Below are 18,257 nucleotides of genomic sequence, written 5' to 3' on the forward strand. Positions count from 1 at the left end.
GCTCAGTCAGTGATGTACCAGTCGTCCTTCATGTACTCCAGGGTGCTGGTCCCGATCTCGTTTTCGGAGAAGGTGACGGAGGCCTTGACCGCCGCGGCCGGGATGTCGAACTTGTCGGGGCCTCGTACGACGACCTTCTGCGGATCGACCGTCGCGGTCTGCAGAGCCTTCTTCTGTGTAGGCGAGATCATCTGGAACGTGACGAGGAACGTGGACGTGCACGGACCGAACCCCTGGTCCTCCGCCTGCTTCGCCGCGGGCCCGGCCACCTCGCAGACCGTCTTGATGTCCTCCCGGCCCACGGCGTGCAGATACTCCTCGTACCGCCGGAGCGCCCCTTCCTTCGTCCTGGGCGCGGCCTGGTCCGTGGGCTGTTCCGTGGGCTGTTCCGTGGGCTGGTCCGTGGGCTGTTCCGTGGGCTGTTCCGTGGGCTGGTCCTTGGGCGGATCCGTCGGCGGCTTGTCGGCGGGCCCGCAACTGTCGTTGGTGAAGACGCCCGACAGCAGACGCCCCGGGCGCGGCCCCATCGGCCCGTTGAAGCCGCTCACATGCTGCTGCGACCCCCACCACCCGGCGTACCCCCACCAGGGCTCGCGGTTGACAGGGCGGGCGTGCTCCCAAGTGCGCCACTCGGCGCCGCCCTTCGAGGGCCGATCGAGCGTGCCGTTCACCCACTGGTTCTTATCGGTCGGATAGGAGCCGTGTGAACCACGCGCCGAGTACACCGTCGGATGCCCGTCCCGCGGATCCAGTTCCGACCACTTCACGCTGCACGTATCCTTGCCGTGCTTCGCGAACGTCACCGCCTCCGGCTTGCCGTCGCGCAGCTGGACCGCGACGCGCTCCCAGTCGCCCTCGTGCCGGTTGCCCGGGGTCAGGCTGTTGTAGGCGTAGAAGAACCAGTAGACGTACGCCGCGCGCTTCGGGTCGGTCTTGTGGTTGTGGTACTCCCAGTAGACCGGCGCGTCAGTGCCCTCGCCCTTCCGCACCTCCTTCGGCGGGTCGAGATAGAAACCGCCGTCGGCCTCGGTCGAGGTGTGCCACTTATCCCCGTGTCCGGGGCAGGACACCGGCTTGGACGACGACTTCCCCGGCTGCACCTCCGCGTGCTTGTAGGAATTGTCCTTATTCCCCAACCGCCGCGGGTCGATCGGATCGGCCACCGGCCCCTCGTCTCGGCAGAAGCCCTCGTGGTCGAAGCGCAGCACGGACCGCCCGATGAACCGCGTCGCGTCCATCGGCAACAGTGACTCCCCCTTGGCCAGCCGCACCAACGGCGCGAACCGCGCGGCCTCGGCCGCGGACCCCTTCGAAGGCTCCGCCCCCGTCCACTCCTTCTCCTTCTCCGGCCCGCACGCCACCAGCGCCGCCGAAAGCGACACCGCCACGCCCACCATCACCCGTCTCCGACCCAGCACCGGCTCCCCCTTCGTTCGCCCGCCACCAGCCGGCAGCACGTCAAGGGACATTACGCGGAATCCGGCAGAACGGTTCCCCGGGCCGCTGATCCCCTCCCGCTCACCGCACAGCGGTACATTCGTCGGATTCGGTCACGTCCCCCACCCCAGGGGCCCGAAGAAGTCATGGAGCCGCCGTGCGTGTTGTGGTCGCCGAGGATCTGTTCCTGCTGCGGGACGGGCTGGTCCGCATGCTGGAGGCGTACGACTTCGAGGTCGTGGCGGCCGTGGAGAGCGGGCCCGAGCTGAGCAAGGCGCTGGCGGAGCTGGAGCCGGATGTCGCGGTGGTGGACGTACGGCTGCCGCCGTCGTTCAGCGATGAGGGCCTGCAGTGCGCACTGCAGGCCAGGCGGGCGCGGCCGGGGTTGCCGGTGCTGGTGCTCTCCCAGCATGTGGAGCAGCTGTACGCGCGGGAGCTGCTCGCGGACGGCAGCGGGGCATCGGGTATCTGCTCAAGGACCGGGTCTTCGACGCCGACCAGTTCATCGACGCGGTGCGGCGGGTGGCCGCGGGGGCACGGCGATGGATCCGCAGGTGATCTCGCAACTGCTGGACCGGCGCGCCCAGGACAAGCCACTGGGGCGGCTGACGCCGCGGGAGCTGGAGGTGATGGAGCTGATGGCGGAGGGGCGGTCGAATACGGCGATCGCGGCGCAGCTCTTCGTCACCGAGCGGGCGGTGGCCAAGCACACCTCCAATATCTTCGGAAAGCTCGGTCTGCCGCCCTCGGACGACAACAACCGCCGGGTGCTGGCGGTGCTGGCCTACCTCGACCGGGGCTGACGGTCCATGCCCCCGGGGACCGGCACCTCCCCGTGCGCCCCATTGCTCCCACCCCATAACGCTGGTTAAGTGCCTTCTCCATACGACGCATTGGCCGTTGTCCGATGGGGGGCGCATGAGCGACCTGAGCAGACGCACGCTGATCGGAACCGCCGGAGCACTCGGGGCCGGGGCCACGCTGGCCAGCATCCCCGCGGTGGCCGATGAGCCGCACGACACACAGGACACCGCCGTGACCGCATTCGACACCGCTCCCGCACGGGCCGCCCTCCGCCGGCTGTTGCCGGCCCACGCCGAGCAGTTCCGGCTGGTGGCGCTGGCGAAGCGGGGCGATGAGGAAACGTTCGAGGTCGACGGGTCCGCGGGGCGGGTGACGGTCTCCGGCACCAGCCCGGCGGTGCTGCTCACGGGCGTGCACTGGTATCTCAAGTACACCTGCCACGCACAGCTCACCTGGTCCGGCGATCAGCTCAACCTGCCGAAGAAGCTGCCCGCGCCCGCCCGGCGCCTCACGCACTCGACCGCGCTGCCGCACCGCTTCGCGTTCAACGACACCCATGACGGCTACACCGCGCCGTTCGCCGACTGGGACCGCTGGGAGCACCTGATCGACGTCGCGGCCCTGCACGGCTGCAACGAACTGCTGGTCACCGCCGGTCAGGAGGGCGTCTACCACCGGCTGCTCCAGGAGTTCGGCTACACCGAGACCGAGGCGCGCACCTGGCTTCCCGCCCCCTCCCACCAGCCGTGGTGGCTGCTGCAGAACATGAGCGAATACGGCGGCCCGGTCTCCACCGCGCTCCTGGACAAGCGCACCGAGCTGGGGCGGCGGATCGCCGGCCGGCTGCGGGAGCTGGGCATGCGGCCCGTGTTCCCCGGCTACTTCGGCACCGTCCCCGACGGCTTCGCGGACCGCAACCCGGAGGCCCGTACGGTGCCGCAGGGCGACTGGAACGGGCTCAGGCGGCCCGACTGGCTCGATCCGCGCACCGAGTCGTTCCGGAAGGTGGCCGCGGCCTTCTACCGCCATCAGCGCGAACTGTTCGGCGAGGCCGAGCTGTTCAAGATGGATCTGCTGCACGAGGGCGGCGACCCCGGCGACGTCCCGGTGCCCGACGCCGCCCGCGCCGTGGAGACCGCGCTGCGGACCGCCCGCCCCGGCGCCATCTGGGTGATCCTCGGCTGGCAGGGAAACCCCCGCCGCGATCTGCTGGACGCCGTCGACCACGACCGGATGCTCGTGGTGGACGGCCTGTCGGACCTGGACACCGTCACCGACCGGGAGAAGGACTGGGGTGGGGTGCCGTACGCGTTCGGCACCATCCCCAACTTCGGCGGCCGCACCACGATCGGCGCCAAGACCCATATGTGGACGAAGCGGTTCACCGTCTGGCGCGACAAGCCGGGCAGCAAGCTGGTGGGCACCGCCTATATGCCGGAGGCTGCCGAGCGGGATCCGGCCGCGTTCGAGCTGTTCAGCGAGTTGGCGTGGCGGCAGGAGGCGGTGGACCGGGCCGAGTGGTTCCGCTCGTACGCCGAGGTGCGCTACGGCGGGCGGGACGCAAAGGCCCAGGAGGCGTTCGCCGCGCTGCGCGACACCGCGTACGAGATCAGCAGCAAGGACGGCCGCCCGCATGACTCGGTCTTCGCCGCCCGCCCCTCCCTGACCGCCCGTTCGGGCACCAACTACGCGACCCACACCCCCGCCTTCGACCCGGCCGGCTTCGATGTGGCCTTCGCGGCGCTGCTGGGCGTACGCGCCGGGCTGCGCGACAGCGACGCCTACCGCCATGACCTCACCGACATCGCGCGGCAGGCTCTCGCCAACCGCTCCTGGCAGCTCATCCCCCAACTCCAGGACGCCTACGACCGTAAGGACCGCACGGCCTTCCGGACGCTGGCCCGGCTGTGGCTCAAGCTGATGCGGCTCAGCGACGACATGACCGGCGCCCACCGGCGGTTCCTGCTGGGCCCGTGGCTCGAGGACGCCAAGCGGATGGCGTCGGGCGAGGAGGAGTCGGCCCAGCTGGAACGGGCCGCGCGCACCCTCATCACCACCTGGGCGGACCGCGCCACGGCGGACGGCGGCAAGCTGGCCAACTACGCCAACCGCGACTGGAGCGGCCTCATCGCCGACTTCCACCTCCCCCAGTGGCAGTCCTATCTGGACGCGCTGGAGGACGCGCTGGCGGAGAACCGGCCCCCGCGCTCCTTCGACTGGTTCGCCGTCGAGGAGCCGTGGACCCGGGAGCGCACGAGCTATCCGGTGCGGCCGACGGCGGACGCCCACCGCACCGCCCAGCGGGTGTACGACGCGCTGGCCAAGGCCCCGTACCAGGGCACGCTGACCGTCACCGCCGAGCCCGCCGCCCTGCCGCCCGGCGGCACCGCGTCCCTCACCGCCGCCCTGCGCAACGTCAACGGGCTGCGCCCCACCGGCCGCGTCGACTTCGACCTCACGGTGACCGGTCTCGACCCGGATCCGGACGGGCCGACCCGGCTGCCCGGCGTCCCCGCGGGCGGCACGGGCGAGGTCCGCTGGCGCGCGACCGCGCCCGACGAGCCGCTGGAGCATCCGCTCAAGCCGCTGCCGTACGAGCTGGGCGTCACCTACGGGCCACGGGGCGAGGACCGGGTGCGGGCCGTGCGCACCGGGACGCTGTGGATCGCCGGACCGCTGGCGGACGGCTTGCGGACGGTCACCAACAGCGCTGCGGCCTTCGGTCAGCTGGACGAGCGGTTCGCGATCGACGGCGCGGGCCAGGACCTGTGGAAGGGCACCGCCGAATTCGGCTCCGTATACCGCGAGGACGTCCTTACGGTGGGCACGGCCATCACCGTCAAGGTGACCGCCCAGGCGGCCACCGGGCCCTGGGCGCGGGCCGGGATCATCGTCCGCAACGACCTCGCCGCGGCGGGCTCCCCCGGCTTTGTGAACCTCTCCGTCACCCCGGCCAACGGAGTCGTCCTGTCCTACGACTCGGGCGGCGACGGCACGCTGGACACCTACCAGCGGATCACCGGTGTCAAGGCCCCCGTCCTGCTGCGGCTGACCCGCACCGCGGCCACCTCCTACACCGGCGAGCTGTCCACCGACGACGGCGCGAGCTGGCGCACGGTGGCCACCGTGACGGCGCCGGGCGCGACGGCCGCGCAGGACGCCGGGATCTTCATGACGGCGGCGAACGGGGGCACGGGGGCCCGGGGGACGGTCGAGTTCAGCGGCTGGAAGACCGGTACGCCGTAGCGGGTCGGCGTCTGTGGCGGGGCTTCGCCCCAGACCCCGGGACGCAGGGGCGAAGCCCCTGCCAATCCAGCCCCTCCGGCGTTTGAGGAGCGGGGTCCGGGGCGGAGCCCCGGCGGGGGTCCAGGGGCGGAGCCCCTGGTAGTGGGAAGGGGCGGGGAGGGGAAAGCATCGATATGCGGCTCCGCCGCGTGGTCCACCGGGCACCCCGTAGGTGACCAACCCGGCCCGCCACTCGTTCACGAACCGTGGACCAGCACCAGGCGACAGTCGCCCCCGACGACGAAACCACCGGCCTGATCGACGTCGAGCAGGCCGAGGCCGCCCTCGTCGAGCACTACCCGCGGCTGGTGCGGCTCGCGTATCTCATCCTGCCGCCGGGCATCGGGCGCACCCGCCGGGTGCTCGCGGCGCATGCCCTCGCCCAGCGCGCACTGCCCCGCAATCGCGGATACGGCACGGGCCCGGACCCGCACCCCGATGTCGAACTGCCCTGGCAGCGCGGCACGAAGGGCCCGGGGGCCGACACCGGCTATGCCTATGTGCGGCTGCGGGTGCTGCGCCTGGCGCTGCGTGCCGCCCGGCCGCGGCGGTGGTGGCAGCGGCCCCCGGCGCTGCCGCAGGTGTTCGGGCTGCGGCTGTTCCCGCGCTCCGGCGGGGCCGATGAACTCGCCTTGGAGCGTGCGCTGTCGGAGCTGTCCGGGGCCGGTCGCGCCGCATACGTCCTGCGGGAGCTGGAGCGGCTCGGCGAGCACGAGGCACGCACCCTGCTGCGCGCCGCCGGGGTCGCCGACGCGCGGGCCGCGCTGGACGAGGCGGATGCGGTGCCGGAGCAGGCCGGCAGCCGGGACGGATCGCTGCTGGAGTCCCCGGAGTTCGACCCGTGTTCGCTCCAGGCGCGGCCCACCGATCTGATGCGCCGCCGTCAGCATGTGCGGGCGGTGCTGGTGGCCGTAGTGGCGCTGGTGGTGTGCGGGACGCTGCTGGGCGTGCCGGGGCGGGGCTGGGGGCCGACCGGTGCGGCCGCGCCCTCGTACGCCCGTAATCCGTCCTCCGAACGGGCCCTGGACCCCGCACGGTTGACGCGGGCGGCGCCCGCCGCCTGGCGCACCGCGTCCCGCGCCGGGTTCTCCTCCTGGCCCGCGCGCGGCGACCGCGTCCGGGACACCGCGCTGCTGCGCCGCGCGCTGGCCGTCTGGGCGCGGCCGGGCCGCTCCGTGCGGGTGTCGGCCACCCTGGGCACGCAGTCCGGGCCGCCTTCGGGGCCGCCGCAGCTGCTGTTCGCGGGCGAGGTGGACCAGGCCACGGTGGTGCTGCTGTACGACGGGCTGCGGGTGGCGCGGTACGCGGAGGCGGGCGAGGGCGGTGCGGCCGCGCTGGACTTCGCCCGGCTGGACGCGGCGGACGCGGCCACCTCGACCGCGCTGGTCCTCAGCCGCACGGACGGCAACGTCCGCTACCTGACCGCCCCTTGGGTGCGCCATGCCTGGGTACGGGATCTGCTCCACCCGAACGGGGCGCCGCGTCCGCTGCACCGCACCGGGCACGGGGTGACCGACCCGGTGCGCACCGTTCCGCAGCTACGGCCCTGCCGTGGCTGGCCCGCGCTGCAGTTCGGCTCCCGACTCGTGGCCGACCTGGGCGAACTGGCCCCGGCCCGGCTCACCTACGGCACCCCCGGCGCCGGTGCGCGCGATGTGGCGGGCCGTGCGGCCCGTGCGAGCTGGGCCAGGACCGGCTGCCGGCTGGCGATGATGCGCGGGCGGGGGGTGCGCTCGGTCAACTCCTGGCGGTTCGCCGCCCAGGCCCTGCCGGAGGCGGGCGGCCACGCCGCCTGGCTGTGCACCCGCGCCGACACCTGGCGGGACACGGGCAGCAAGGTCCTGGCCCAGTTCCAGCCGTGGGACACCCGCCGCGGCGCGGCGGGGGCGGTCGTCTCCAGCGCCGACAACTCCCCCGCCTGCGGCCCGCGCGAGCCGCGGGTGCTGGCGGGGGTGCTGTGGAAGGCGCGCTCCGGCCAGTGGTACCTGCTGGCCGCCGGAAGCCGTCAGGTCACCGGGATCGTCGCCACCGGCGGCGTCCGGGGCCGCTCCTCCGGCCGCGGCCTGACCCTCCCGCGAAGGCGGGTGCCCGCGCCGACCTGAAGGCCCGGCTGGCGGACGGTGGCCGGCTGAGCCCGTTGCGCTAGGGGGTGTGCGGCGGGTCTTGCCGCCCGCGGCGGCCAAGGGCTTCGCCCCTGGGCCCCGAGGTCCGGGGGCGGAACCCCTGCCAATCCAGCCCCTCCGGCGTTTTGAGGAGCGGGGTCCGGGGGCGGAGCCCCGGCGGGGCCCAGGGGCGGAGCCCCTGGTAGCGGGTAGGGGCGGGGAGGGGAAAGCATCGATCTGCGGCTCCGCCTCGGGCTCGTGGCCCCCCGGGCCCCTGCCTAGCCCCCGGCCGCGTAGACGGCCACCGTACGGCCGGGCACCGTGAAGGTGCCGGTCGCGCGCTCGTACCGGGACGTCTTCACCGTGGCGTCGGCGCCGTGCGCCTGGACCGGGTGGAGGGCGTACGGGCTCCCGGCCAGAGCGGGGACAGTCTGCGACTGCCGGGACGGGGTCGCGTTGAAGACCACGACGAGCCCGCCGAGCCGCATGGTGATGACGCCCGGCGTCTCCCCGGCCCCCGACAGCGGGAAGGACAGCGCCTTCTGCACCCCCTCCGCCGTGCCCTGGCTGAACGCCTTCTCCGTGGTGCGAATCCGCAGCAGATCCCGGTAGGCCGCCGAGGCCCCCGTGATCTCGGGACAGCCGGGGCGCACCGCGACATTGGTCAACAGAGGTTTGGCGTAGGGCCACTTGGGCTCGTTGTCCGCCGCCGGGGGCAGTCCCCGCCCGAAGCCGTTGCCGGACGCACAGTCCCAATGGATGGCGTTGAACCAGTCCCCGCTGTCGAAGGAGTTGCGGTCCAGGGACTTCGAGCGCAGCAGGTCGGTGCCGGCCTGGCTGAGCGCCGGGCCCTGGGAGAGGGTGGCGGTGGCCAGGGCCAGCACCTGCGCCCGGGCCCGGTCGGCGGCCGAGGTGGCGGCGGGCAGCTTGTAGGCGAGCGCGTCGTAGAGGGTCTCGTTGTCATGGGCGTCGGCGTAGGCGAGCGCGTCACCGGGGGCGGCGGCGTAGCCGGCCGGGGAGCCGTTGTAGTCGACCTCGGAGCCCTTGACCTTGCGTCCGCCGGTGTCGGTGAAGGTGTAGTCGGCGAGGTTGCCGGAGAGCCCGACCTTGATCAGGTCCTGGGCGTGCAGCAGCCGGGCCCGCTGCTCGTCCGGGCTCCCGCCCGCGGGCGACCCGTTGGGGTCGGTGAAGAGCCCGGAGGCGAAGCCCTGGACGCGGGGATCCTCGTCGAACGGCCCGCCGCCGCGCACCGCGTCCCGCGCCCGGTCGCTGAAGGTGGCGATGCCGGTGCCGGCCATATTGCGCTGGGTGGCCTGGACGAAGCGGGCGTCGTCGGCCACCTCGCCGAAGTTCCAGCCCTCGCCGTAGAGGATGATCGACTTGCCGTCCACCCCGTCCTTGGCGGGGGTGAGGGCGTCGAGGGCCTTGCGTACGGCCAGGATGTTGGCCTTGGGGTGGTGGCCCATGAGGTCGAAGCGGAAGCCGTCGACCTTGTACTGCCTGGCCCAGGTGACGATCGAGTCCACCACCAGCTTGCCCATCATCGCGTGCTCGGGCGCGGTGCCGGGGCAGCAGGTGGAGGTGGCCAGGCTGCCGTCGTCCAGCAGCCGCTGGTAGTAGCCGGGCACGATCCGGTCGAGCACCGACTTCTCGCCCTGTCCGGCGGCCACGGTGTGGTTGTAGACCACGTCCATGACGGTGCGCAGCCCGGCGTGGGCCAGGCCCCGCACCATCTGCCGGAACTCGCGGGTGCGGGCCGGGCCGTCCGGGTCGCCGGCGTAGGACCCCTCCGGCACGGTGTAGTGCAGCGGGTCGTAGCCCCAGTTGAAGCCGTCCTTCGCGGCCGTCTCGGCCACGCATTTCTGCTGCCGGTCGGAGTCGGCGGGCAGGGCGGCCAGCTGGCAGCCGGGCCGGGCCTGGTCGGACCGCCGCTCCGGGACGGTGCCGAAGTCGAAGGCGGGCAGCAGATGGACGTACGAGGTGCCGGACCGGGCCAGCCGCCCGAGGTGCCGCATCCCGTCCGAGTCGCGGTCGGTGAAGGCGAGGTACTGGCCGGGGTGGGCGCTGGTGCGGTCCGCGATGGAGAAGTCGCGGATCTGCAGCTCCTGGATGCGGGCGTCGCGCAGCGGGACGGCCTTGGGCTTCTTCAGCGATGCCCAGCCGTCGGGGGCGAGCCGGGGATCGGCCAGGTCGGTGACCAGGCTGCGGGCGGAGTCGGCGGTCAGGGCGGTCGAGTAGGGGTCGGTGACCTCGTTGGTGACGATCTTGCCGACGCTCGGCGCCCAGACCTCCACCCGGTAGCGGTAGGGCTTGTCCCGCCAGTCGGGGCGGCCGGTCACGCTCCACACCCCGCTGCCGGGGTCCCGCCGCATGGCGACGGTGCGCCCGTCGAGGTCGAGCGACACGGACCGGGCGGTCGGCGCCCATACCGAGAGGGTGGGGCGGGCCCCGTGGAAGACCGGGCCGAGGCGGGCCGAGCGCGCCCGGTCCGCGTAGAGGTCGTCCAGGACGCCGGGGATCTGTACCCCGGTGCGGTGCAGTACGTGGTCGTGGTCGTCGGCCGCGCGCTGGACGGCGGCGAGGGGCCCGCGCAGCGCGGTGGCGGCCTTGTCGCGGTCGCGCGGGTCGAGGCGATAGGCGGGGCGGCCGGCCAGGTGGGGGTAGGCGGCCTTCTGGGCGTCGGTCAGGGCGGCCGGGGTCAGCGGCAGGGTGCCGCCGTCGGCGTAGCTCAGCTCCTCGACGGTCTCGGCGGTGTGCTCGGCCTGCCAGACGACGGTGGCGCGGTCGATCCACTGCGCCTCGGCGGGCGCCGCCTTTGCGGTGGCGGGCGCCGCGGCCCGGGCGGTCTGCGATACGGCGGGCACGGCCGCCGCGCCCAGGGCCAGAGTGGCGAGCGCGGCGGCCGTGCGGAAGAGGGTGGCTCTCGGGGGCTTCACGGGGCTGGTGACTCCTTGAGTGGCTGGTGGGCGAGGTGGGTCAGCCGCAGTTACGGGCGCCCACATGCAGTGCCACCGCCGTATTGGCGCCCAGCGTGGCGGTGAACTTCCCCGCGGAGTCGACGGTCACGGCCTTGCCGCTCTGCACATCGCAGTAGCCGCCGGCCGGGAGCGAGGTCTGGAAGGTCTGGGTGAGGGAGCCGCTTTCGTGGTTGATGGCCACGTACGCCTTGTCCCCGCGTCCGAAGGCGATGGCGTTGTTGCCGTTGTCCCACCAGTTGGTCACCGAGGCGCCCCGGGCCGTGTTGCGGAGGGCGACCATGCTCATGATCTCGGGCCACTTGTGCTGGCACTTCCAGCCGTCCTGGTAGCAGGCGCCCACCGAGCCGCCGTTCGGCGGGCCCGCGTCGTTGTCGCTGAACTCGTAGCCGGAGTGGACGTCCGGGGAGCCGTAGGGCCAGGCCAGCATGAAGACGTTGGCGAGGGTGTAGTCGGCGCCGTTCTTGTAGGTGAGGGTGGAGCCGTTGCGCTCGGTGTCCCAGTTGTCGACGAAGACACCGGACTGGCCGCTCGCCATATAGCCCCAGCCCTCGCCGAAGTTCTTCAGATACGCCAGCTTCTCGCCCTGGAACACCCGCTTGAGGTCACGGCCGTAGCGGAACTCCTGCACATCGCCGTTGCGCAGATACTCCGTCGGGGAGACCGCCTCGCCCTCGCCGTAGATGACCTCCTGCTTCCAGTAGACGCCGGGGTCGCTCAACTGGCCCTTGATGGCGGCCAGGTCCTCGGTCGGGATGTGCTTGGCGCCGTCGACGCGGAAGCCGTCCACGCCGAGCGAGAGCAGGTCGTTCAGGTACTGCGCTATCCGGGTGCGGACGTAACTCTCACCGGTGTCCAGGTCGGCCAGGCCCACCAGCTCGCAGTGCTGCACATTCCAGCGGTCCTGGTAGTTGCTGATCTGCGAGGTGCAGTCGTCCATGTCCTGGGCCTGGTAGATCCCGGGATAGGTGTACTTGGTGTACGAGGAGCCGCCGGTGCCGGTGCCGGATCCGGCGGACATGTGGTTGATGACGGCGTCGGCGACCACCTTGACGCCCGCCGAATGACAGGTGTCGATCATGTTCTTGAAGGCGGTGCGGTCGCCGAGCCGCCCGGCGATCTCGTAGCTGACGGGCTGGTAGGAGGTCCACCACTGGCCGCCCTGGATGTGCTCGGTGGCGGGCGACACCTCGACATAGCCGTATCCGCCGGGGCCGAGGGTGCTGGTGCACTCCTTGGCGACGGAGTCGTAGCGCCACTCGAAGAGTTCGGCGGTGACGTCCTTGGTGCCGGGCGGTGTCGCCTGGGCCGTCTGCGGGGGCAGCGCGAAAAGGGCCACCGAGCCCGCCGCGAGGGCGAGTGCGGTGGCAAGGGGAATGCGGTTGCCGGCCATCGTTCCTCCGTGGGGGGGAAGAGCTGGGGGTGACGATTGAGCCTCATGCGGCAACGCGCCATGCCCGTAAGGCCAGTTGAAGGTTCTTGCTGCAAGACGTCAGTCCTGTAGCGGTGACCGGACCGTACTCGCGCGTTCTCCTCGTTGCAAGACCTTTCGCAAGCTATTGCGGCGGTGTTAGGTTCAACCCCGTTCTCCGGTCCGGCCGGTCGGGGGCCCGGTCAAGGGCCCCACGCGCCCGGCCGGCCGGACCGGTTCGACGACCGTGGATCAGTCGCGGTCCTCGACGGCCATTTCCCCGAGGAGGGACCAGTCCTCCTGCGGGACGTTCATGTTGACGATCCGCGGGGTCGCGGCGAGATGCGGCGGCAGGGTCCGCTGCGCGGCCTTGAAATGCGCCGAGTTGACGTGGGCCGCACCGGCCTCCTCATCGCGGAACGCCTCGACCAGGACGTACTCGTCCGGATCCTCGACACTGCGGGACCAGTCGAACCACAGACAGCCCGGCTCGGCGCGGGTGTCCCGGGTGAAATCGGCGGCGATCTCGGGCCACCGGTCCGCATGCTCGGGCAGGACGCGGAACTTCGCGGTGATGAAGATCATTGGGGATTCCTCACGTGGTGTCAGGTCGGCCGGTCCATGGGCATGGACCGGCGGTGTTGCGGGGTCGGCGGTGTTCCGGGGTCGGCGGTCAGGGGACGAGAATGGCGCGCCCGCGGATCCGTCCGGCGTCGAGGTCGTCCAGGGCGTCCTGGAACCGGTCCAGCGGGTAGGTGGTGGTGTGCAGGCGCACGCGGCCCTGCGCGGCGAGCACCATCAGCTCGCACAGATCGGTGTAGGAGCCGACGAGATTGCCGATGAAGTTGATTTCGGCGGAGATGATGTCGATCGTCGGCACATCGATGTTCTCGCCGTACCCCACCACGTGGTAGTCGCCCGCACGGCGCAGCATGCGCACACCGTCCCGGGTGGCACCGCCCTCACCGACGAAGTCGACGACTGTCTCGGCGCCCTGCCCGCCCGTCAGCTCGAGCACCTCCTCGACCTGGCCGCCGTTCGCCACGATCCCGTGGTCGGCGCCGATGGAGACGGCCAGTTCGACCGCGTCGGGGTTGCGGTCGACCACGATGAGCTCGGCGGCCGTGAGGGCTTTGAGCACCTGTACGCCGATGTGTCCCAGCCCGCCCGCCCCGATGATCACGCACCTGGTCCCGGGGCGCAGCCGTCCGGCGGCCTTGGCCGCCGCGTGGTAGGCGGTGAGCCCCGCGTCGGCGAGCGCCGCGACGTCGGAGGGTTCGAGGGAGTCGTCGATCTTCACGACGCTGCGGGCGGAGGTCTTCAGATACTCGGCGTAGCCACCGGCGGTGTCGATGCCGGGGAAGAGGCTCTGCTCGCAGTGGACGTCGTCGCCGGTCCGGCACGCGGGGCACAGCCCGCAGGTGATCAGCGGATGCACGATGACCTTGTCGCCCTCGGCGACGTTGGTGACCGCGCTGCCCACCGCATCGACCCAGCCGGCGTTCTCGTGCCCGATGGTGTACGGCAGGCTCACCCCGGACTTGTCCGCCCACTGGCCCTCGAGGATATGGAGGTCGGTGCGGCACACGCCCGCGCCGCCGATCTTGACGATCACGTCGTACGGGCCGGTGACCTCGGGTTCCGGCACATCGGCCATCCGTGGGTGCTGGCCGTAGCCCACGACCTGGACTGCCCTCATGAAGCGTTCTCCTTCCTCGGGAAGAGGTAGCGCGCGGGGAGACTGATCGGCCCCGTCCGAAGAGCCACGCTAGGCAGCGTCTACCCACGTCAGCGAGGTACCGGATGTCTCATTTCGAGACGCCCGCCGTCGAGGGGTGGCCCGGCGGGGAGTACCTTGGCCACGCTCGCCGTGTCCCCTGGAGGTCGAAGTGGACAGCCGCCGCCTGGCCCCGCGCCTGCTCGCATCGTGGCAGCGCAGCGAGCGTTACGGCCTCTCGCCGGAGGAGATGCGGCCGGTGTTCACCGGTTCGGTCGACACCGCCTCCCTGCTCTACGAATGCGGCCATGAGGCGCTGCGGGGCCTGCGCGGGACGCTCGCCAACGAGGCGGTCAGCATGATGATCGCGGACAGCGACGGCCTGGTGCTGAGCCGGGTGTGCGACGACGCCTCGATCAACCGGTCCCTCGACCGGGTCCATCTGGCGCCCGGTTTCTCCTTCGCCGAACGGGACGTGGGCACCAACGGGCTCGGCCTCGCCCTGGCCGACCGCGCTCCCTCGCTGGTGAGGGCGGACGAGCACTACTGCGCCGGTCTGCGGGGATACACCTGTGCCGCGGCACCGGTGCTCGACCCGGTCACCGGCGCGGTCGCCGGCAGCGTCAACCTCACCACCTGGTCCGATGCGTCATCGGGGCTGTTGCTGGCCCTGGCGCAGGCCACCGCCGGGAACACCACGGCGCTGATGCTGGCCCGGGGCACCGGACGGAAGGACCGGGCACTCCCGCCGCCGGGCCGGGTGTCCCGGGTGTACGCCGACCGGTACGACCAGCCCGACGACGCCCACCGGCCGCTCTCCCCCGGCTGGACGGACGCCCTCGCGACGGCGCGTACGGCCCTGGCCCGCGGGCGGGTGGTCGCGGTGGTCGGTGAGCCGGGCGCGGGGAAGACCGCGCTGGTCTCCGCCGCCCGTCGGCAGATGGGAGCACGGGAGCGCCTGCTCAGCGCCCGTCCGCCCGCTCCCGGCGAGGTCGATGCCTGGCTGCGGCTGTGGACTCCCGAGCTGGAGAAGGACAGCACCTGCGTCGTCGTCTCCGGGGTGGACCGGCTGCCGGCCTGGGCCGCCACCGAGCTGGCCGGGCTGTTCGGCCGGGTGCGCCGGACGGGCGGGGACGGCTCCGGGCGTCCGCAGCCGTTCGCCGTCACGGCCCAGCGGTACGCCGCGATCCCGGACGCGCTGAGCCCCCTGATCGACACGGTGGTCGAGGTGCCGGCGCTGCGCCTGCGGCCCGACGACATCCTGCCCCTGGCCCGCCACTTCGCCCATCGGTACCGCGGCCGCGCGGTGACCTTCACACCTGCCGCGACCCGCGCGCTGACCTCCTACGACTGGCCCGAGAACGTCAGGCAGCTGCGCCGGGTGGTGCGGGAGGCGGCGGCCAGGACGGATGTGATCGACACCCGGCATCTCCCGGCCGAGATGTTCACCCGCTCGGGCGGCCATCTGACCCGGCTGCAACTGCTCGAACGCGACGAGATCGTGCGCTGTCTGACCGAGCCGGGCACGACGGTGGCACGGGCCGCGGCCAAACTGGGCATGGGCCGCGCCACCGTCTACCGCAAGATGGCCCGCTACGGCATCCAGGTGCCGGGCGGGCGGAGCGGTACCGGGTCCTGAACGGCAGGCGGCGCCTGGGCCGTGGAGCCGCGGACGACCAGGTCCGGCTGGAAGACGAACTCCGTGTGCTGCACCGGGTTTCCGGCCATCTCCTCCAGCAGCGCCCCCACCGCCGCCGTCGCCATCGACTGCACCGGCTGCCGGACGGTGGTCAGCGGCGGATCGGTGAAGGCGATCAGCGGGGAGTCGTCGAAGCCGACCACCGACACCTCGTGCGGCACCCGCAACCCCCGCCGGGCCGCCTCCCGGATCACCCCGAGCGCCATCAGATCGCTGCCGCACACGATGCCCGTACAGCCCCGGTCCAGCAGCGTGGCCGCCGCCACCTGCCCGCCCTCGACGCTGAAGAGCGTATGCCGCACCAACTCCCCCGCCTCGTCGGGCGATCGGCCGAGCAGCTCGGTGCTCGCCGCGAGGAACCCCTCGACCTTGCGCTGCGCAGGGACGTAGCGGGCGGGCCCCACCGCGAGGCCGATCCGGTGGTGGCCGAGCGCGGACAGATGGCGGACGGCCATCCGCGCCGCCGCCCGGTCATCGGGTGAGACGAAGGTGGCCTGGATGTGCTCGTTGTAGCCGTTGATCAGCACGAACGGCACCTTGCGCCCGGCCAGCCGGGCGTAGCGGGCGGGGTCGGCCGTGGTGTCGGCGTGCAGTCCGGACATGAAGACGATGCCCGCCACATCGCGCTCCTCCAACTGCTCCACCAGTTCGTCCTCGGTGGCGCCGCCCGGCATCTGGGTGCACAGGATCGGGGTGTAGCCATGGCCGGCCAGCACCTGCTCGATGATCTGCGCGAAGGCGGGGAAGACCGGGTTGGTCAGCTCCGGGATCACCAGGCCGACCAGCCCGGCGCTGCGCCGCCGCAGCCGCACCGGCCGTTCGTAGCCGAGGACGTCGAGGGCGGCGAGCACCCGCTGCCGGGTGGTGTCCGCCACCCCCGCCTTGCCGTTGAGCACCCGGCTGACGGTGGCCTCGCTGACCTTGGCCTGTGCGGCGATATCGGCGAGCCGCGGCCCCGCCGCGGGTGGGCTCGTCACGACTTGGTCGCTCCGGCCGTGAGCCCGGCGACGAGATGGCGCTGGGCCCAGGAGAACACCAGCGCCGCCGGGATGGCGATCATCACGGCCGCGGCCGTCATGGAGCCCCAGTCGGAGGTGTACTGGTTGACGAAGGTCTGCAGCCCGGCGGCGAGCGTGAGGTTGTCCTCGCCCGTCATGAAGGCGGAGGCGTAGGCGACCTCGGCCCAGGCGGTGATGAAGGTGTAGAACGCGGTCACCGCGAGCCCCGGCTTGGCCAGCGGGACGACCAGCCGCCAGAAGGTCCCGAACGGGTTGAGGCCGTCGACCCGGCCCGATTCGTCGATCTCCACCGGGATGGTGTCGAAGAAGCCCTTCATCATCCAGGCGCAGAACGGCACGGCCACGGTGAGGTAGGTGACGATCAGCGAGATCGGCTGGTTGAGCCAGCCCAGCGTCGACATGATGTTGTACAGCGGCACGATGAGGATGGCCACCGGGAACATCTGGGTGATCAGCAGCAGCCACATCAGCGGGCGCATCCCGGGGAAGCGGAAGCGGCTGACGGCGTAGCCGGTGGTGGCCGCGACGAAGACGCCCAGGATCGTGGTGATGACCACGATGAACAGCGAGTTGCCGAACCAGGTCAGGAACTCGGTGTCGCCCAGGACATGTCGATAGTTCCCCAGTGTCGGGTCCTTCACCACATCGGTGCTGAACGCCTCGCTCTTGGGCTTGAACGAGGTCACCACCAGCCACAGCGGCGGGAAAACCGCGACGGCGGAGGCGATGACGAGCGTCGTGTGCAGCCCGACGGAGGCGAGCGGGCCGCGTCGTCGGTCGCGCATGGCTACCACACCTCTCCCTGCTTGCGGAGCGAACGGCGGTAGACCACCGCGAAGAGCATCAGGATGAGCAGGATCAGCACACCCCAGGCCGAGGCGCCGGCGAAGTCGCGCGGGCTGTTGACGAAGGAGAGCCGGTAGGCGTACGTCACCAGGATCTCGGTGGCGTCGCCTGGTCCGCCGCGGGTCAGCAGGAAGATCACCGGGAACATGTTGAACGTCCAGATGGTGGACAGCAGGATCACGGTGGAGCTGACCGAGCGCAGCCCGGGCAGGGTGATGTGGCGGAACCGCTGCCGGGGGCTCGCCCCGTCCATCTCGGCGGCCTCGTACAGCTCACCGGGGATGGACTGCAATCCGCCGAGCAGCGCGACCAGCATGAACGGCACCCCGAGCCAGATGTTCACGGCGATCACCGACGCCTTGGCCATGGTGGGGTCGTTGAGCCAGGGCACCGCGTCGATCCCGCCGCCGTCCAGCACCTTGTTGAGGATGCCGTTCTTCTCGTTGTAGAGCAGCCGCCAGGCGAAGACGGAGACGAAGGCGGGGACGGCCCAGGGCAGGATCAGCAGCGACCGGTAGAGGGTGCGCCCGGCGAACCGCCGGTTGAGCAGCACGGCCAGGCCCAGGCCGATCGAGAAGGTGAGCGCCACACAGCAGACGGTCCAGGTGACGGTCCAGCCGAGCCGGTCCCAGAAGACCTGGTCCTCCAGGATGGCCTTGAAGTTGTCGAGGCCGACGTTCTTGTAGGTGGCGGGGATGTGGTTGATCCCGATGGTGCGCTCGACGTTGGCCTCGTTGGCGTCGGTCAGCGACAGATACAGGCCGCGGCCCAGCGGATAGCCGATGATCAGTCCGATGACGATCACGACGGGCGCGACCATCGCCCAGGCGTACCAGTGGCGGGCCAGCGCGTTGCGGATCCGGCCCTGCGGGGGAGTTCCGGCCTTACGGACCCGGCCGCGGGCGCCTTTCGCGCCCGCGGCCGGGTCCAGCGGCCGGCTGGTGTCGACAGCCATCGTCGCC

The 18,257-nt window shown here is 71.9% G+C and carries 10 protein-coding genes and 2 pseudogenes; 4 read left to right on the top strand and 8 right to left on the bottom strand.

The genetic code is table 11. The annotated features are described in order from the left end of the window. Positions 1-2: 2 nt before the first annotated feature. Positions 3-1,418, bottom strand: coding sequence for a PT domain-containing protein (locus BLV72_RS08035; RefSeq protein WP_093461234.1), 1,416 nt, complete (start codon positions 1,416-1,418; stop codon positions 3-5). Between the two features lie 176 nt (positions 1,419-1,594). On the opposite strand from BLV72_RS08035, the pseudogene BLV72_RS08040 reads away from it, so the two are divergent. From BLV72_RS08040 to BLV72_RS08050, 3 genes and pseudogenes are all read left to right on the top strand, one after another. Next, positions 1,595-2,240, top strand: a pseudogene (locus tag BLV72_RS08040) (LuxR C-terminal-related transcriptional regulator). A gap of 115 nt (positions 2,241-2,355) precedes the next feature. Next, a complete protein-coding gene (locus tag BLV72_RS08045; RefSeq protein ID WP_093461236.1) occupies positions 2,356-5,487 on the top strand; it encodes an alpha-N-acetylglucosaminidase in 3,132 nt (1,043 codons plus the stop codon). 245 nt (positions 5,488-5,732) lie between these two features. Beyond that, positions 5,733-7,672, top strand: a pseudogene (locus BLV72_RS08050) (hypothetical protein). Between the two features lie 234 nt (positions 7,673-7,906). On the opposite strand, the gene pulA reads toward BLV72_RS08050, so the two are convergent. The 4 genes from pulA to BLV72_RS08070 all read right to left on the bottom strand — a co-directional run bounded on the left by pulA (position 7,907) and on the right by BLV72_RS08070 (position 13,713). Further along, on the bottom strand, positions 7,907-10,564 hold the full coding sequence (pulA, locus tag BLV72_RS08055; protein ID WP_093461237.1) for a pullulanase-type alpha-1,6-glucosidase: 2,658 nt from the start codon (positions 10,562-10,564) through the stop codon (positions 7,907-7,909). Positions 10,565-10,604: 40 nt separating this feature from the next. Continuing rightward, positions 10,605-11,996, bottom strand: coding sequence for an alpha-amylase (locus BLV72_RS08060; protein ID WP_093461239.1), 1,392 nt, complete (start codon positions 11,994-11,996; stop codon positions 10,605-10,607). 270 nt (positions 11,997-12,266) lie between these two features. Further along, the gene (locus BLV72_RS08065; RefSeq protein WP_093461240.1) at positions 12,267-12,599 is read right to left on the bottom strand and encodes a putative quinol monooxygenase; all 333 of its coding nucleotides are present in this window, start codon (positions 12,597-12,599) and stop codon (positions 12,267-12,269) included. Positions 12,600-12,687: 88 nt separating this feature from the next. After that, a complete protein-coding gene (locus BLV72_RS08070) occupies positions 12,688-13,713 on the bottom strand; it encodes an NAD(P)-dependent alcohol dehydrogenase (RefSeq protein ID WP_093461241.1) in 1,026 nt (341 codons plus the stop codon). Between the two features lie 190 nt (positions 13,714-13,903). Between BLV72_RS08070 and BLV72_RS08075 the strand changes: the two genes are divergently transcribed. Continuing rightward, positions 13,904-15,370, top strand: coding sequence for an AAA-type ATPase lid domain-containing protein (locus BLV72_RS08075; protein ID WP_244320692.1), 1,467 nt, complete (start codon positions 13,904-13,906; stop codon positions 15,368-15,370). On the opposite strand, the gene BLV72_RS08080 is transcribed toward BLV72_RS08075, so the two are convergent. From BLV72_RS08080 to BLV72_RS08090, 3 genes are read right to left on the bottom strand one after another with little or no spacing between them, the layout of a single operon-like run. Beyond that, positions 15,325-16,407 carry a LacI family DNA-binding transcriptional regulator gene (locus BLV72_RS08080; RefSeq protein ID WP_093461242.1) on the bottom strand — a complete coding sequence of 361 codons (1,083 nt, stop codon included), beginning with the start codon at positions 16,405-16,407 and terminating at the stop codon, positions 15,325-15,327. The two genes, BLV72_RS08075 and BLV72_RS08080, sit on opposite strands and share 46 nt — an antisense overlap. Next, entirely contained in the window at positions 16,404-17,234 is an 831-nt protein-coding gene (locus BLV72_RS08085) for a sugar ABC transporter permease (RefSeq protein WP_093461244.1), read from the bottom strand. Before BLV72_RS08085 ends, BLV72_RS08080 begins: the two co-directional genes overlap by 4 nt. 2 nt (positions 17,235-17,236) lie before the next feature. Then, positions 17,237-18,250, bottom strand: coding sequence for a carbohydrate ABC transporter permease (locus BLV72_RS08090; protein ID WP_093461245.1), 1,014 nt, complete (start codon positions 18,248-18,250; stop codon positions 17,237-17,239). Positions 18,251-18,257: the final 7 nt, after the last annotated feature.

The organism is Streptomyces melanosporofaciens (assembly GCF_900105695.1).
Lineage (GTDB): Bacteria > Actinomycetota > Actinomycetes > Streptomycetales > Streptomycetaceae > Streptomyces > Streptomyces antimycoticus.

What these genes read in the sequence shown, in the direction of transcription:
- BLV72_RS08060 (WP_093461239.1), bottom strand. Translation starts at nt 11,996, where the DNA reads ATGGCCGGCAACCGCATTCCCCTTGCCACCGCACTCGCCCTCGCGGCG.
- BLV72_RS08045 (WP_093461236.1), top strand. Translation starts at nt 2,356, where the DNA reads ATGAGCGACCTGAGCAGACGCACGCTGATCGGAACCGCCGGAGCACTC.
- BLV72_RS08085 (WP_093461244.1), bottom strand. Translation starts at nt 17,234, where the DNA reads ATGCGCGACCGACGACGCGGCCCGCTCGCCTCCGTCGGGCTGCACACG.
- BLV72_RS08065 (WP_093461240.1), bottom strand. Translation starts at nt 12,599, where the DNA reads ATGATCTTCATCACCGCGAAGTTCCGCGTCCTGCCCGAGCATGCGGAC.
- BLV72_RS08070 (WP_093461241.1), bottom strand. Translation starts at nt 13,713, where the DNA reads ATGAGGGCAGTCCAGGTCGTGGGCTACGGCCAGCACCCACGGATGGCC.
- BLV72_RS08090 (WP_093461245.1), bottom strand. Translation starts at nt 18,250, where the DNA reads ATGGCTGTCGACACCAGCCGGCCGCTGGACCCGGCCGCGGGCGCGAAA.